Below are 13,745 nucleotides of genomic sequence, written 5' to 3'. Positions count from 1 at the left end.
GCCGGTTTCTTCAGGACGAACCGCTCCATGTGTGATCGGAATCTCCGATCTTTCTCCAGTAGGCCCTGAGCCTTCTGGGGTTTTTATTCGAAAACCGTTCCGCCCAGGCGGAAGGCCGTTCAAAGGAGTAACGCCATGCTGGTGATGCGCCCCGCGCAGATGTCCGACCTTGCCGAGGTGCAGCGTCTGGCTGCGGACAGTCCGGTGGGTGTTACTTCGCTGCCGGACGACGCCGGTCGCCTGAGGGACAAGATCGCCGCGTCCGAGGCGTCCTTCGCCGCCGAAGTGATCTTCAACGGCGAGGAGAGCTATTTCTTCGTGCTCGAAGACAGCAGCAGCGGCAAGCTGCTCGGCTGCTCGGCCATCGTCGCTTCCGCCGGCTACTCGGAACCTTTCTACAGCTTCCGCAACGAGACCTTCGTGCACGCCTCGCGCGAGTTGAAGATCCACAACAAGATTCACGTCCTCTCGCTGTGCCACGACCTCACCGGCAACAGCCTGCTGACCAGCTTCTACGTGCAGCGCGACCTGGTCGACAGCCCGTTCGCCGAGCTCAACTCGCGCGGCCGCCTGCTGTTCATGGCCACCCATCCCGAGCGTTTCGCCGATGCGGTGGTGGTGGAAATCGTCGGCTACAGCGACGAGCAGGGCGACTCGCCGTTCTGGGACGCGGTCGGCCGCAACTTCTTCGACATGAGCTACACCGAGGCCGAGCGCCTGTGCGGCCTGAAGAGCCGCACCTTCCTCGCCGAGCTGATGCCGCACTACCCGATCTATGTGCCGCTGCTGCCGGACAGCGCCCAGGAAGCCATGGGCCAGGTCTACAGTCGCGCCCAGGTGACCTTCGACATCCTGATGCGCGAAGGCTTCGAGACCGACCACTACATCGATATCTTCGACGGCGGCCCGACCCTGCACGCGCGCACCTCGGGCATCCGCTCCATCGCCCAGAGCCGCATGGTGCCGGTCCGCGTCGGCGAGCCGAGCAAGGGCGGGCGCCAGTACCTGGTCAGCAACGGCCAGCTGCAGGATTTCCGCGCCATCGTCGCCGACCTCGACTGGGTGCCCGGCAAGCCGGTGACCCTGAGCGCCGAGGCGGCCGAGGCGCTGGGTGTGGGCGAGGGTGCCAGCGTTCGGCTGGTGGCGGTTTGATGCATTGACCCTTCTCCTTCAGGGAGAAGGTGGCCCTTAGGGCCGGATGAGGGAGCTTCCCTCAACCCCGGCCCCTCTCCCGGAAGGAGAGGGGAGAGAATTCTGGAGGCAATATGATCGTTCGTCCCGTCCGTAGCACCGACCTGTCGGCGCTGATCGACCTGGCCCGCAGCACCGGCACCGGCCTGACCACCTTGCCGGCCAACGAGGAACGCCTGGCGCACCGGGTCGGCTGGGCGGAGAAGGCCTTCCGTGGCGAGGCCGAGCGCGCCGACGCCGACTACCTGTTCGTGCTCGAGGACGACAACGGCCAAGTCGTTGGCATCTCCGCCGTCGCGGGTGCTGTAGGCTTGCGTGAGCCCTGGTACAACTACCGGGTCGGCCTCACTGTCAGCGCCTCCCAGGAATTGAAGATCCACCGCGAGATCCCCACCCTGTTCCTGGCCAACGACATGACCGGCAACTCCGAGCTGTGCTCGCTGTTCCTGCATGCCGGCTACCGTACCGGTCTCAATGGCCGCCTGCTGTCCAAGGCACGCTTCCTGTTCATGGCCGAGTTCCGCGAGCTGTTCGGCAACAAGGTGATCGCCGAGATGCGCGGCATGTCCGACGAGGCCGGCCGCTCGCCGTTCTGGGAGAGCCTGGGCCGGCATTTCTTCAAGATGGAGTTCAGCCAGGCCGACTACCTCACCGGTGTCGGCAACAAGGCCTTCATCGCCGAGCTGATGCCCAAGTTCCCGCTCTACACATGCTTCCTCTCCGAAGAGGCGCGCAGCGTCATCGGGCGCGTGCACCCGGACACCGAGCCGGCGCTGGCCATGCTCAAGGGCGAAGGCTTCAGCTATCAGGGCTTCGTCGACATCTTCGACGCCGGCCCGGCCATCGAGGTTGAGACCGACAAGATCCGCGCGGTGCGCGACAGCCAGAACCTGGTGCTGGCCGTGGGCACGCCGGGTGACGACGCCATTCCCTATCTGATCCACAACCGCAAGCGCGAAGACTGCCGTATCGCCGCCGCGCCGGCGCGTGCCGCCGCCGGCACCCTGGTGGTCGACCCGCTGACCGCCAAGCGCCTGCAGCTCAGTGCCGGCGCCAATGTGCGCGCCGTGCCGCTGTCGGCCAAGGAGAGCAAGCAATGACCACGCATTACATCGCCGGCAACTGGCAGGCCGGGCAGGGCGAGGCCTTCGATTCGCTCAATCCGGTAACCCAGGAGGCCGTGTGGAGCGGCCAGGGCGCCAGCGCCTCGCAGGTCGAGCAGGCCATTGCTGCCGCCCGCTCCGCTTTCCCGGCCTGGGCGCGCCGCCCGCTGGACGAGCGCATCGCTGTGCTGGAGCAGTTTGCCGCCACCCTCAAGGCGCATGCCGACGAGCTGGCCCGCGCCATCGGTGAGGAAACCGGCAAGCCGCTTTGGGAGTCCGCCACCGAAGTGACCAGCATGGTCAACAAGGTCGCCATCTCCATCCAGAGCTACCGCGAGCGTACTGGCGAGAAAAGCGGCCCGCTGGCCGATGCCACCGCCGTGCTGCGCCACAAGCCACATGGCGTGGTCGCCGTGTTCGGCCCGTACAACTTCCCCGGCCACCTGCCCAACGGCCACATCGTGCCGGCGCTGCTTGCCGGCAACGCGGTGGTGTTCAAGCCCAGCGAGCTGACCCCCAAGGTCGCCGAGCTGACCGTGAAGTGCTGGATCGAGGCCGGTCTGCCGGCTGGCGTGCTCAACCTGGTGCAGGGTGCCCGCGAGACTGGCGTGGCCCTGGCCGGCAACCCGGGCATCGACGGCCTGTTCTTCACTGGCTCCAGCCGCACCGGCAACCTGCTGCACAGCCAGTTCGCCGGTCGCCCGGACAAGATCCTGGCGCTGGAGATGGGCGGCAACAACCCGCTGGTGGTGGACCAGGTGCAGGACGTCGACGCCGCCGTCTACACCATCATCCAGTCCGCCTTCATCTCCGCCGGCCAGCGCTGCACCTGTGCGCGCCGCCTGCTGGTGCCGGCCGGCGCCTGGGGTGATGCCCTGCTGGCGCGCCTGGTGGCGGTGGCCTCGACCATCAAGGTCGGTGCCTTCGACGAACAGCCGGCACCGTTCATGGGCTCGGTGATCTCCCTGGCCGCTGCCGAGCATCTGCTCAAGGCCCAGCGCCATCTGCTCGACAACGGCGCCCAGGTGCTGCTGGAAATGATTCAGCCGGTACCCAACGCCGCGCTGCTGACCCCGGGCATTCTTGACGTGACCGGCGTTGCCGAGCGTATTGATGAGGAGTTCTTCGGCCCACTGCTGCAGGTGATCCGCTACGCCGATTTCGACGCCGCCATCGCCGAGGCCAACAACACCCAGTACGGCCTGGCCGCCGGCCTGCTGTCGGATAGCGCCGAGCGCTACCAGCAGTTCCTGATCGAGAGCCGCGCCGGCATCGTCAACTGGAACAAGCAGCTGACCGGCGCCGCCAGCAGCGCGCCGTTCGGCGGTGTAGGTGCCTCCGGCAACCATCGCGCCAGTGCCTACTACGCCGCCGACTACTGCGCGTACCCGGTCGCCTCGCTGGAGAGCGCCACCCTGAGCCTGCCCGCCACCCTGACCCCGGGAGTGAGTCTGTGATGTCCGCCTATGAAATGAACTTCGATGGCCTGGTCGGCCCGACCCACAACTACGGCGGCCTGTCGTACGGCAACGTGGCGTCGCAGAGCAACAGCCAGGCGACTTCCAATCCGAAGGAAGCGGCCAAGCAGGGCTTGGGCAAGATGAAGGCGCTGATGGACATGGGCTTCAAGCAGGGCGTGTTCGCCCCGCAGGAACGCCAGGACGTCGCCGCGCTGCGTGGCCTGGGGTTCAGCGGCACTGACGCCGAAGTGATCGCCAAGGTCGCCAAGCAGTCCATGCCGTTGCTGGCCGCCGTCAGCTCGGCGTCCAGCATGTGGACGGCCAACTCCTGCACCGTCAGCCCCAGTGCCGACACTGCGGACGGCCGCGTGCACTTCACCGCCGCCAACCTCAACTGCAAGTTCCACCGCAGCATCGAGCACCCGACCACCAGCCGCGTGCTGCGTGCGATGTTCGACAGCGAACAGCACTTCGCCCACCATGCCGCGCTGCCAGCCGTGGGCCAGTTCGGCGACGAGGGGGCGGCCAACCATACGCGCTTCTGCAAGAGCTATGGCGAGGCCGGCGTGGAGTTCTTCGTGTTCGGTCGCAGCGCCTTCGACGGTCGCTTCCCGGCGCCGCAGCGTTATCCGGCGCGGCAGACCCTGGAAGCCTGCCAGGCGGTCGCCCGTCTGCACGGCCTGGGCGACGAGGGTGTGGTCTACGCCCAGCAGAACCCGGCGGTGATCGATCAGGGTGTGTTCCACAACGACGTGATCTCGGTGGGCAACGGCGAGGTGCTGTTCTATCACCAGGACGCCTTCCTCGACACCGACAAGGTGCTGGCCGAGTTGAGCGACAAGCTCGGTCGCCGTGGCGGCGATTTCCAAGGCGTACTGGTGCCGCGTGATGCCGTGAGCGTCGACGATGCCGTGCGTTCTTACCTGTTCAACAGCCAGTTGCTGACCCGCGCCGACGGCAGCATGCTGCTGATCGTGCCGGAGGAATGCCGCAACAACGCCAACGTCTGGGCCTACCTGCAGCAACTGACCAGCGGTAGCGGCCCGATCCGCGAGGTCAAGGTGTTCGACCTCAAACAGAGCATGCAGAATGGTGGCGGCCCCGCCTGCCTGCGCCTGCGCGTGGCGCTCAAGGAGCACGAGCTGGCGGCGGTGAATCCGGGCGTGGTGATGACCCCCGCGCTGTTCGACACCCTCAACGCCTGGGTCGACAAGCACTATCGCGACCGCCTGGCGGAAAGCGACCTGGCTGACCCGCAATTGCTGATCGAATGCCGTGCGGCATTGGATGAACTGACGCAGATCCTTAAACTGGGCTCCGTCTATCCCTTCCAACTCGCCTGAGAGCACTGAACATGTCCGACGCCCTGCAACTTATCCTCGAAGATACCGACGGCACCCAGCTGGAGACGTCCTGCACCCGCTTCGCCGTGATCTGGCAGGGCAAGGAAGTGTGGATCCAGGCCGTTGGCGACCAGCTGCTGATCGGCGTGGACGTGGAGGAGGGCGACACCGAGTACGCCAACCTGCTGCTGCGCCCGCAGGCCACCAACCTGGTCGGCCTGCAGCTGGAAATGGAGCCGGCCGACCTGTCCGGTGACGACGAGGATCATGTACACGGTCCCGACTGCAAGCACTGAGCCGGACCGTAAAGACTGAGGTAATCCCCATGCTCGCCCTCGGCAAACTGCTTGAACTCACCCTGGCCGGCCGCGAGCCGACCGAGAAGATTCAGCTGACCCGCGAGGGCGCACGCCTGCACTGGCTGGGCGAGGGCGTGCTGGAAGTGACGCCGACCGCCCACGACGACAGCGGGCTTGACCTGCTGCTGTCGGCTGGCATCCACGGCAACGAAACGGCGCCGATCGAACTGCTCGACCGGCTGCTGCAGGCCATCGCCTCCGGCCAGTTGCTGCCCAAGGTGCGCATGTTGTTCCTCTACGGCAATCCCGAGGCCATGCGCCGCGGTGAGCGCTACATCGAGCAGGACATCAACCGCCTGTTCGACGGCCGTCATGCCCAAAGCAGTGGCTTCGAGGCGCTGCGCGCCAATGAGCTGGAGCGTCACGCCGCGGCCTTCTTCAGCAAGGAAGGCCGCGCGCGTCTGCACTACGACCTGCACACGGCGATCCGTGGCTCGAAGATCGAACAGTTCGCTCTCTATCCCTACGTCGAAGGTCGCGAGCACTCGCGCGCCGAGCTGGCCCGCCTGCGCGCCGCCGGCATCGATGCGGTGCTGCTGCAGCGCAAGACCGGCATTACCTTCAGCTCTTACACCTACGCACGCCTCGGCGCCGAGGCCTTCACCCTGGAGCTGGGCAAGGCACGGCCGTTCGGGCAGAACGAGCTGGTCAACCTCGACCTGCTGGAGAAGCGCCTGCGCGAGCTGGTGGAGAACTGCGAGCCGGAAAGCGAGTCGCTGGATGGCCTGCAGCTGTTCGCCGTGTCTCGTGAGGTGATCAAGCATAGCGACGCCTTCAAGCTGCACCTGCCGGCCGATATCGAGAACTTTACCGAGCTCGAGCCTGGTTTCCTGCTGGCCGAGGACATCGCCGGCACCCGTTGGCTGGTGGAAGAGCAGGGCGCCCGCATCATCTTCCCCAATCCCAAGGTCAAGAACGGCCTGCGCGCCGGCATCTTGATCGTTCCTACCGAGCTCTGATCCGGTTCTTTGCTCTCGATTCGGGTCACTCCGTGGCCCGATAGAGGCTTTCTATCCAAATTCCCCGCAAACGGGCTGTCCCTGCCGCGCGAGGCCGATATAATGCGGCCCTTTGCCGGCTTTTGCCGTGGCCGCCGTTTGCCTGGATGAAATAGATGAAAAGCGCAGAAATCCGTGAAGCCTTCCTCCGCTTCTTCGAAGAGAAGGGGCACACCCGCGTCGCTTCCAGTTCGCTGATCCCGGCGAACGATCCGACCCTGCTGTTCACCAACGCCGGCATGAACCAGTTCAAGGACTGCTTCCTCGGCCTGGAAAAGCGCGCCTACACCCGCGCCACCACCAGCCAGAAGTGCGTACGTGCCGGCGGCAAGCACAACGACCTGGAAAACGTCGGCTACACCGCACGCCACCACACCTTCTTCGAGATGTTGGGCAACTTCAGCTTCGGTGACTACTTCAAGCGCGACGCCATCGCCTACGCCTGGGAATTCCTGACCAGCGACAAGTGGCTGAATCTGCCTAAGGAGAAGCTCTGGGTCACTGTCTACGCCACCGACGACGAGGCCTACGACATCTGGCACAAGGAAGTCGGCATCCCGGCCGAGCGCATGATCCGCATCGGTGACAACAAGGGTGCGCCGTACGCTTCCGACAACTTCTGGGCCATGGGCGATACCGGCCCGTGCGGCCCGTGCACCGAGATCTTCTTCGACCACGGCGAGCACATCTGGGGCGGCCCGCCCGGCTCGCCGGAAGAGGACGGCGACCGCTACATCGAGATCTGGAACAACGTGTTCATGCAGTTCAACCGCACCGCGGACGGCGTGCTGCACCCGCTGCCGGCGCCGAGCGTGGACACCGGCATGGGCCTGGAGCGCATCAGTGCCGTGCTGCAGCACGTCAACTCGAACTACGAGATCGACCTGTTCCAGAGTCTGCTGAACGCCGCGGCCAAGGCCATCGGTTGCGCCAACGAGGGTCAGGCCTCGCTGAAAGTGGTGGCCGACCATATCCGTTCCTGCGGTTTCCTGATCGCCGACGGCGTCACTCCATCCAACGAAGGTCGCGGCTACGTGCTGCGCCGCATCGTGCGTCGCGCCTGCCGCCACGGCAATAAGCTGGGTGCCAAGGGCAGCTTCTTCTACCAGATCGTCGCCGCGCTGGTGGCCGAGATGGGCGAAGCCTTCCCCGAGCTGAAACAGCAGCAGGCGCACATCGAGCGCGTGCTGAAGACCGAAGAAGAACAGTTCGCCAAGACTCTGGAGCAGGGCCTGAAGATCCTTGAGCAGGACCTGGCCGAGTTGAAAGGCAGCGTTATCCCGGGGGACGTGGTGTTCAAGCTGTACGACACCTACGGTTTCCCGGTCGACCTGACCGGCGACATCGCCCGCGAGCGCGAGCTGACCCTCGACGAGGAAGGCTTCGAGCGCGAGATGGAAGCCCAACGCGTGCGCGCCCGCTCCGCCAGCTCGTTCGGTATGGACTACAACAGCCTGGTCAAGGTCGACAGCGACACCGTCTTCCTCGGCTACGCTGGCACCGCCGGTAGCGGCAATGTCGTTGCCCTGTTCAAGGACGGCGCTGCTGTCGACAGCCTGGGCGAAGGCGAGGAGGGCGTGATCGTCCTCGACCAGACCCCGTTCTATGCCGAATCCGGCGGCCAGGTCGGTGATAGCGGCTATCTCTCCGCTGCCGGTGCGCGCTTCGATGTGCGTGACACTACCAAGGTCGGCGGTGCTTTCCTTCACCACGGCATCGTCGCCCAGGGCGGCATCAAGGTTGGCGCCGAGCTGCAGGCCGAGGTCGACGCCTCGGTACGTCAGGCTACCGCGCTGAACCACTCCGCTACTCACCTGCTGCACGCCGCGCTGCGCCAGGTACTCGGTGAGCACGTGCAGCAGAAAGGCTCGCTGGTCGACAGCCAGCGCCTGCGTTTCGACTTCAGCCATTTCGAGGCGATCAAGCCCGAGCAGCTGAAACAGCTGGAAGAACTGGTCAACGCCGAGATCCGCAAGAACTCCGCGGTCGAGACTGAAGAAACAGACATCGAAACCGCCAAGGCCAAGGGCGCCATGGCGCTGTTCGGCGAGAAGTACGGCGATGACGTGCGCGTGCTGACCATGGGCGGCGGCTTCTCCGTCGAGCTGTGTGGCGGTACCCACGTGTCGCGCACCGGCGACATCGGTCTGTTCAAGATCACCAGCGAAGGCGGTGTGGCCGCCGGCGTGCGCCGCATCGAAGGCGTCACCGGCGCCGCGGCACTGGCCTGGCTGAATGGCGCGGAAGAGCAGCTGAAAGAAGCCGCCGCGCTGGTCAAGGGCAGTCGCGACAATGTGCTGGACAAGCTGTCCGGTCTGATCGAACGCAACCGTCAGCTGGAAAAAGAGCTGGAACAGCTCAAGGCCAAGGCCGCCAGCGCTGCCGGCAACGACCTGGCCGGTTCGGCTGTGGATGTCAAAGGCATCAAGGTGCTGGCTTCGCGACTCGACGGCCTGGACGGCAAGGCCCTGCTGGCGATGGTCGACCAGTTGAAGAACAAGTTGGGCAGCGCGGTGATCCTGCTCGGCGGCGTGCAGGACGACAAGGTCGTGCTGGTCGCCGGTGTGACCCAGGACCTGACCGCCAAGCTCAAGGCCGGTGACCTGATGCGTCAGGCTGCTGCTGCCGTGGGTGGCAAGGGCGGTGGTCGTCCGGACATGGCTCAGGGCGGCGGCGTGGATGCCGGCAAGCTGGACGAGGCGCTGGCTCTGGCGGCGACTTTCGTCGAACAAGGCGCCTAAATACGGCGAAACCGAGGCCTGCAGTGCGTCCGGCAGGCCTTGGCAGTGTGACCCGATGCGGGTTTAATGGGCGCCCTTCGAGGAATCAGGCGGCTTTTTGACATGGCGTTGATCGTACAGAAGTTTGGGGGCACCTCAGTCGGTACCGTGGAGCGTATCCAGCAGGTAGCCGACAAGGTGAAGAAATTCCGCGAAGGCGGCGACGATATCGTTGTCGTGGTTTCCGCCATGAGCGGCGAAACCAACCGCCTGATCGACCTGGCCAAGCAGGTCAGCGACGGCCAGCCGGTGCCGCGCGAACTGGACGTGATGGTCTCCACCGGCGAGCAGGTGACCATCGCCCTGCTGGCCATGGCCCTGATTCAGCGCGGCGTGCCGGCGGTGTCCTACACCGGTAACCAGGTGCGCATCCTCACCGACAACGCCCATACCAAGGCGCGCATTCTGCAGATCGACGACCAGAAGATCCGTGCCGACCTCAAGGCCGGTCGCGTGGTGGTGGTCGCCGGCTTCCAGGGCGTGGACGAGGAGGGCAACATCACTACCCTCGGTCGCGGTGGTTCCGACACCACCGGCGTGGCCCTGGCTGCGGCGCTGAAAGCTGACGAATGCCAGATCTACACCGACGTCGATGGCGTCTACACCACCGATCCGCGCGTGGTGGCCAAGGCCCAGCGTCTGGACAAGATCACCTTCGAAGAGATGCTGGAAATGGCCAGCCTCGGTTCCAAGGTGCTGCAGATCCGCTCGGTGGAATTCGCCGGCAAGTACAACGTCCCGCTGCGCGTGCTGCACAGCTTCCAGGAGGGTCCGGGCACCCTCATTACCCTTGACGAAGAGGAATCCATGGAACAGCCGATCATCTCCGGCATCGCCTTCAATCGCGACGAAGCCAAGCTGACCATCCGTGGCGTACCGGATATCCCCGGCGTGGCCTTCAAGATCCTCGGTCCGATCAGTGCCGCTAACATCGAAGTGGACATGATCGTGCAGAACGTGGCGCACGATAACACCACCGATTTCACCTTCACCGTGCACCGCAACGACTACCAGAGCGCCATGGGCGTGCTGGAAAACACCGCGCGTGAGTTGGGTGCCCGTGAAGTGATCGGCGACACCAACATCGCCAAGGTGTCCATCGTCGGAGTCGGCATGCGCTCCCACGCGGGCGTGGCCAGCCGCATGTTTGAGGCGCTGGCCAAGGAAACAATCAATATCCAGATGATCTCCACCTCGGAAATCAAAGTGTCCGTGGTCATTGAGGAGAAGTACCTGGAGTTGGCCGTGCGCGCCCTGCACACTGCCTTCGACTTGGATGCGCCGGCCCGACAGGCCGAGTGACGATCTACTGAAAGGCGCGGTTATCCGCGCCTTCGCTTTTTTGGTCGGTTTGGCAGGGGACTTTTCTTTTGTCGGGGCTGGTCAATACTTGGGTGAAGGCGTCGCACTTGATATAGGCGATGCTGCCACCATTTTATTTCTTGCAGACTGTTGTCCCGTAATTGAATCCGTAAGGAGAAAGGAATGCTGATTCTGACTCGCCGGGTCGGAGAGACCCTGATGGTGGGTGATGATGTCACCGTCACCGTGTTGGGCGTGAAAGGTAATCAGGTGCGCATTGGCGTCAATGCTCCCAAGGAAGTTGCCGTGCACCGCGAAGAGATTTACCAGCGCATCCAAAAAGAGAAAGGCGACGAACCAAGCCACTAATTTTTCTCGAAATTTTGGCTTTGCAAACGGGGAAAACATGGTTATCATGCGCCCCGTGTTGCGGAGAGGTGGCCGAGTGGCCGAAGGCGCTCCCCTGCTAAGGGAGTACACCTCAAAAGGGTGTCGGGGGTTCGAATCCCCCCTTCTCCGCCATATTCACAACCTCGGTTGTGTTTGTGCTAAGTCCGATAAGTTATTGAACTTATTCGGAAAAGTGCTTGACCTAATGGTTGAGATCACTAAAATGCGCAACCCACGCACTCATAGCTCAGCTGGATAGAGTACCCGGCTACGAACCGGGCGGTCGGAGGTTCGAATCCTCCTGAGTGCGCCATATTGAAATGGCTTGCAGCGATGCAAGCCATTTTGTTTCAGCCAGCGGTGATCTGGTCTAAAAGCGCCATACGCACTCATAGCTCAGCTGGATAGAGTACCCGGCTACGAACCGGGCGGTCGGAGGTTCGAATCCTCCTGAGTGCGCCATACAGCAAAAGGCTCGCAGCGATGCGGGCCTTTTGTCTTTTCAGCGTTTGCCTTTCTCCTTCACGCAGCCGTACTCGTCGAAGGTCACCTGGCGTTTGTTGCCCTTGTCGTCGGCGTAGTGATAGCGGGTCTGACCGTCGTTGCTGGTGACCTTGTCCGGCTCGCCCAGGCTGCTCTCTACATCGCGTTGGGTCATGCCGCCACGTATCTGCTGGCGGATGACGGCGCGCCGCCGTTCGCTGTTGGTGAGCTTGTTGCCGCAGCCATCTTGCTTGGTGCCGACCACCACGAGCTGCTCGTCAACCTTCTTCTTGCCTTTTGCTTTGGCTCGCGTCTTTTGACTCTTGGCAAGCGGCACGGCTTTGCCTTTGCCTGGCGTGGGGTTGTAAGCCTCCTGTAGATCCTGGCTGGCCTCTTCCGGGCAGCCGTGCAGGGTGTAGGTGATGTGGCCTTTGTCGTCTTCGCAGCGGAATACGGTGGAGGCTTGGGAGTGGGTGGTGGGGTAGAGCAGGGATGCGCAAATTCCTGCGCAGATCAGTCGCAGCATGACTCATCCTCCTTGACGGTTGCCTTCCCCAGCCTAGACCGTCCTCCTGGTCTCGCCAGCGTGCCTTGTGACGCAGCGCATGCGTCGAAGAAACAGGTTGTGCGAGCGTCTAGAAAAGCGCTGCAAGCGCTTGTTCTAGACCTGATTTTGTCGCGTCGAAACGGAGTGCAGTGCTATCATTGCAGGGTCAGCCCCGCCGGGGCTTGTGGAAAACCACCATGGACTTACCCAGTAGTTACTCAACTTATTTTTCGCCCAATCGCGTTTTGACTGATTGACCCCCGTGGCGCGCCCTGCTGCTGGGGTGGAGCGTGCCGTATGACTGAAGTAGAAGCCAAAAAGCCGCAAGAAAGCCTGCAGGACCGCCTCGCTCAGGTGGTCGAACTGCTGCACCGCCACAAGCTGGTCGAAAGCCTGACTCATCGTCAGGAGGGCCAGCACCAGGATCTGGTGGAAAACCTGGTCCATCGGCAGAACCTCGCCGAACTGCAGCGCAAGCTCGATGAGCTGCACTCCGCAGACGTTGCCCATATCCTCGAAGCCCTCCCGCTTGGCGATCGCCTGACAGTCTGGCAGCTGGTCAAGGCCGAGCGCGACGGCGATATCCTTCTCGAAGTCTCCGACGCGGTCCGCGAATCTCTGATCGCGGACATGGATGACCATGAAATTCTCGCCGCCGCCAAGGACATGGATGCGGATGAGCTCGCTGACCTAGCCCCCGAGTTGCCGCGCGATGTAGTGCTCGAGCTGATGGAGTCCCTGGACGCCCAGCAGCGTGAGCGTGTGCGTTCGGCGCTGTCCTACGAGGACGACCAGGTTGGTGCGCTGATGGACTTCGAAATGGTCACCATCCGCGAAGACGTCAGCCTGGAAGTGGTGTTGCGCTATTTGCGGCGACTGAAAGAGCTGCCGGGGCATACCGACAAGCTGTTCGTGGTCGATTACGACGGCGTGCTCAAGGGCGTGCTGCCGATCAAGCGTCTGCTGGTCAACGATCCGGACAAGCAGGTCGGCGAGGTCATGGCCAGCGATCCGGTAAGTTTCCAGCCGAACGAGGATGCGCATGACGCGGCGCAGGCGTTCGAGCGCTACGACCTGATTTCCGCCCCGGTAGTAGACAAGGAGGGCCGTCTCATCGGGCGTCTGACCATCGACGAGATGGTCGACCTGATCCGTGAGGAAAGCGAGAGCGAAGTGCTGAATATGGCTGGTTTGCGCGAGGAGGAAGATATCTTCGCCTCGGTGTGGAAGTCTCTCGGCAACCGCTGGGCCTGGCTGGCCATTAACCTGATTACCGCCTTCCTGGCGTCGCGTGTGATCGGCCTGTTCGAGGGCTCGATCGAGAAGCTGGTGGCTCTGGCGGCCCTGATGCCGATCGTGGCTGGCATCGGTGGCAATTCGGGCAACCAGACTATCACCATGATCGTGCGCGCCATGGCGCTGGATCAGGTTGGTACCGGCAATACCGCGCGCCTGGTGCGCAAGGAGTTGGGGGTGGCCCTGATCAATGGCGTGGTCTGGGGTGGAGTCATCGGTGTGGTCGCCTTCTGGCTCTACGACAGCTGGTCGTTGGGCCTAGTGATGACTGGTGCCATGACGCTTAACCTGTTGCTGGCTGCGTTGATGGGGGTTCTGATCCCCATGACACTGGTGCGCATGGGGCGTGATCCGGCCATGGGTGCCAGTGTGATGATCACCGCCATGACTGACAGTGGTGGATTCTTCATCTTCCTGGGACTGGCTACGCTGTTCCTGCTCTGATCGGCAGACACAAAAAAGCCGGCGTTAGCCGGCTTTTTTATTGGAGATG

General features: G+C 63.5%; 11 protein-coding genes and 3 tRNA genes. 13 read left to right on the top strand and 1 reads right to left on the bottom strand.

The features are described 5' to 3' along the window. The first annotated feature begins 135 nt into the window (after positions 1 to 135). The 12 genes from aruF (at position 136) to IB232_RS04585 (ending at position 11,388) form a co-directional block, all read left to right on the top strand. Positions 136 to 1,152, top strand: a complete 1,017-nt coding sequence (aruF, locus tag IB232_RS04640; protein ID WP_192397381.1) for an arginine/ornithine succinyltransferase subunit alpha — start codon at positions 136 to 138, stop codon at positions 1,150 to 1,152. 113 nt (positions 1,153 to 1,265) lie between these two features. Beyond that, entirely contained in the window at positions 1,266 to 2,291 is a 1,026-nt protein-coding gene (gene astA / locus IB232_RS04635; protein WP_192397380.1) for an arginine N-succinyltransferase, read from the top strand. Next, on the top strand, positions 2,288 to 3,751 hold the full coding sequence (gene astD / locus IB232_RS04630; protein WP_192397379.1) for a succinylglutamate-semialdehyde dehydrogenase: 1,464 nt from the start codon (positions 2,288 to 2,290) through the stop codon (positions 3,749 to 3,751). Before astA ends, astD begins: the two co-directional genes overlap by 4 nt. Next, the gene (astB, locus tag IB232_RS04625) at positions 3,751 to 5,097 is read left to right on the top strand and encodes an N-succinylarginine dihydrolase (protein ID WP_192397378.1); all 1,347 of its coding nucleotides are present in this window, start codon (positions 3,751 to 3,753) and stop codon (positions 5,095 to 5,097) included. Before astD ends, astB begins: the two co-directional genes overlap by 1 nt. Positions 5,098 to 5,108: 11 nt before the next feature. After that, the gene (locus IB232_RS04620; protein WP_192397377.1) at positions 5,109 to 5,393 is read left to right on the top strand and encodes a topoisomerase II; all 285 of its coding nucleotides are present in this window, start codon (positions 5,109 to 5,111) and stop codon (positions 5,391 to 5,393) included. A 29-nt stretch (positions 5,394 to 5,422) separates the two neighbouring features. Then, positions 5,423 to 6,415 (top strand): succinylglutamate desuccinylase, encoded by a 993-nt coding sequence (gene astE, locus IB232_RS04615; protein WP_192397376.1) that lies wholly within the window; start codon positions 5,423 to 5,425, stop codon positions 6,413 to 6,415. A gap of 155 nt (positions 6,416 to 6,570) precedes the next feature. Further along, positions 6,571 to 9,195 carry an alanine--tRNA ligase gene (gene alaS, locus IB232_RS04610; protein ID WP_192397375.1) on the top strand — a complete coding sequence of 875 codons (2,625 nt, stop codon included), beginning with the start codon at positions 6,571 to 6,573 and terminating at the stop codon, positions 9,193 to 9,195. Positions 9,196 to 9,297: 102 nt separating this feature from the next. After that, positions 9,298 to 10,536 (top strand): aspartate kinase, encoded by a 1,239-nt coding sequence (locus tag IB232_RS04605; RefSeq protein ID WP_137971750.1) that lies wholly within the window; start codon positions 9,298 to 9,300, stop codon positions 10,534 to 10,536. Positions 10,537 to 10,719: 183 nt separating this feature from the next. After that, positions 10,720 to 10,905, top strand: coding sequence for a carbon storage regulator CsrA (gene csrA, locus IB232_RS04600; protein ID WP_003244478.1), 186 nt, complete (start codon positions 10,720 to 10,722; stop codon positions 10,903 to 10,905). A gap of 62 nt (positions 10,906 to 10,967) precedes the next feature. Further along, positions 10,968 to 11,058, top strand: a tRNA-Ser gene (locus IB232_RS04595). A gap of 104 nt (positions 11,059 to 11,162) precedes the next feature. Continuing rightward, positions 11,163 to 11,239, top strand: a tRNA-Arg gene (locus IB232_RS04590). Positions 11,240 to 11,311: 72 nt separating this feature from the next. Continuing rightward, positions 11,312 to 11,388: transfer RNA gene (locus tag IB232_RS04585), tRNA-Arg, on the top strand. 40 nt (positions 11,389 to 11,428) lie between these two features. On the opposite strand, the gene IB232_RS04580 is transcribed toward IB232_RS04585, so the two are convergent. Next, positions 11,429 to 11,935: a hypothetical protein gene (locus tag IB232_RS04580; RefSeq protein ID WP_192397374.1), complete on the bottom strand. Its 507-nt coding sequence runs from the start codon at positions 11,933 to 11,935 to the stop codon at positions 11,429 to 11,431. 318 nt (positions 11,936 to 12,253) lie between these two features. Here IB232_RS04580 and mgtE point away from each other — a divergent pair, with 318 nt between their 5' ends. Further along, positions 12,254 to 13,696 carry a magnesium transporter gene (mgtE, locus tag IB232_RS04575; protein ID WP_192397373.1) on the top strand — a complete coding sequence of 481 codons (1,443 nt, stop codon included), beginning with the start codon at positions 12,254 to 12,256 and terminating at the stop codon, positions 13,694 to 13,696. Positions 13,697 to 13,745: the final 49 nt, after the last annotated feature.

Source organism: Pseudomonas sp. PDM15 (assembly GCF_014851565.1).
Classification (GTDB): domain Bacteria; phylum Pseudomonadota; class Gammaproteobacteria; order Pseudomonadales; family Pseudomonadaceae; genus Aquipseudomonas.
Note: the sequence above shows the minus strand (reverse complement) of the source record. Positions and strands in the feature narration are given on the sequence as shown.

What these genes read in the sequence shown, in the direction of transcription:
- IB232_RS04580 (WP_192397374.1), bottom strand. Translation starts at nt 11,935, where the DNA reads ATGCTGCGACTGATCTGCGCAGGAATTTGCGCATCCCTGCTCTACCCC.
- astB (WP_192397378.1), top strand. Translation starts at nt 3,751, where the DNA reads ATGTCCGCCTATGAAATGAACTTCGATGGCCTGGTCGGCCCGACCCAC.
- alaS (WP_192397375.1), top strand. Translation starts at nt 6,571, where the DNA reads ATGAAAAGCGCAGAAATCCGTGAAGCCTTCCTCCGCTTCTTCGAAGAG.
- csrA (WP_003244478.1), top strand. Translation starts at nt 10,720, where the DNA reads ATGCTGATTCTGACTCGCCGGGTCGGAGAGACCCTGATGGTGGGTGAT.
- IB232_RS04605 (WP_137971750.1), top strand. Translation starts at nt 9,298, where the DNA reads ATGGCGTTGATCGTACAGAAGTTTGGGGGCACCTCAGTCGGTACCGTG.
- IB232_RS04620 (WP_192397377.1), top strand. Translation starts at nt 5,109, where the DNA reads ATGTCCGACGCCCTGCAACTTATCCTCGAAGATACCGACGGCACCCAG.
- aruF (WP_192397381.1), top strand. Translation starts at nt 136, where the DNA reads ATGCTGGTGATGCGCCCCGCGCAGATGTCCGACCTTGCCGAGGTGCAG.
- astE (WP_192397376.1), top strand. Translation starts at nt 5,423, where the DNA reads ATGCTCGCCCTCGGCAAACTGCTTGAACTCACCCTGGCCGGCCGCGAG.
- astA (WP_192397380.1), top strand. Translation starts at nt 1,266, where the DNA reads ATGATCGTTCGTCCCGTCCGTAGCACCGACCTGTCGGCGCTGATCGAC.
- mgtE (WP_192397373.1), top strand. Translation starts at nt 12,254, where the DNA reads ATGACTGAAGTAGAAGCCAAAAAGCCGCAAGAAAGCCTGCAGGACCGC.
- astD (WP_192397379.1), top strand. Translation starts at nt 2,288, where the DNA reads ATGACCACGCATTACATCGCCGGCAACTGGCAGGCCGGGCAGGGCGAG.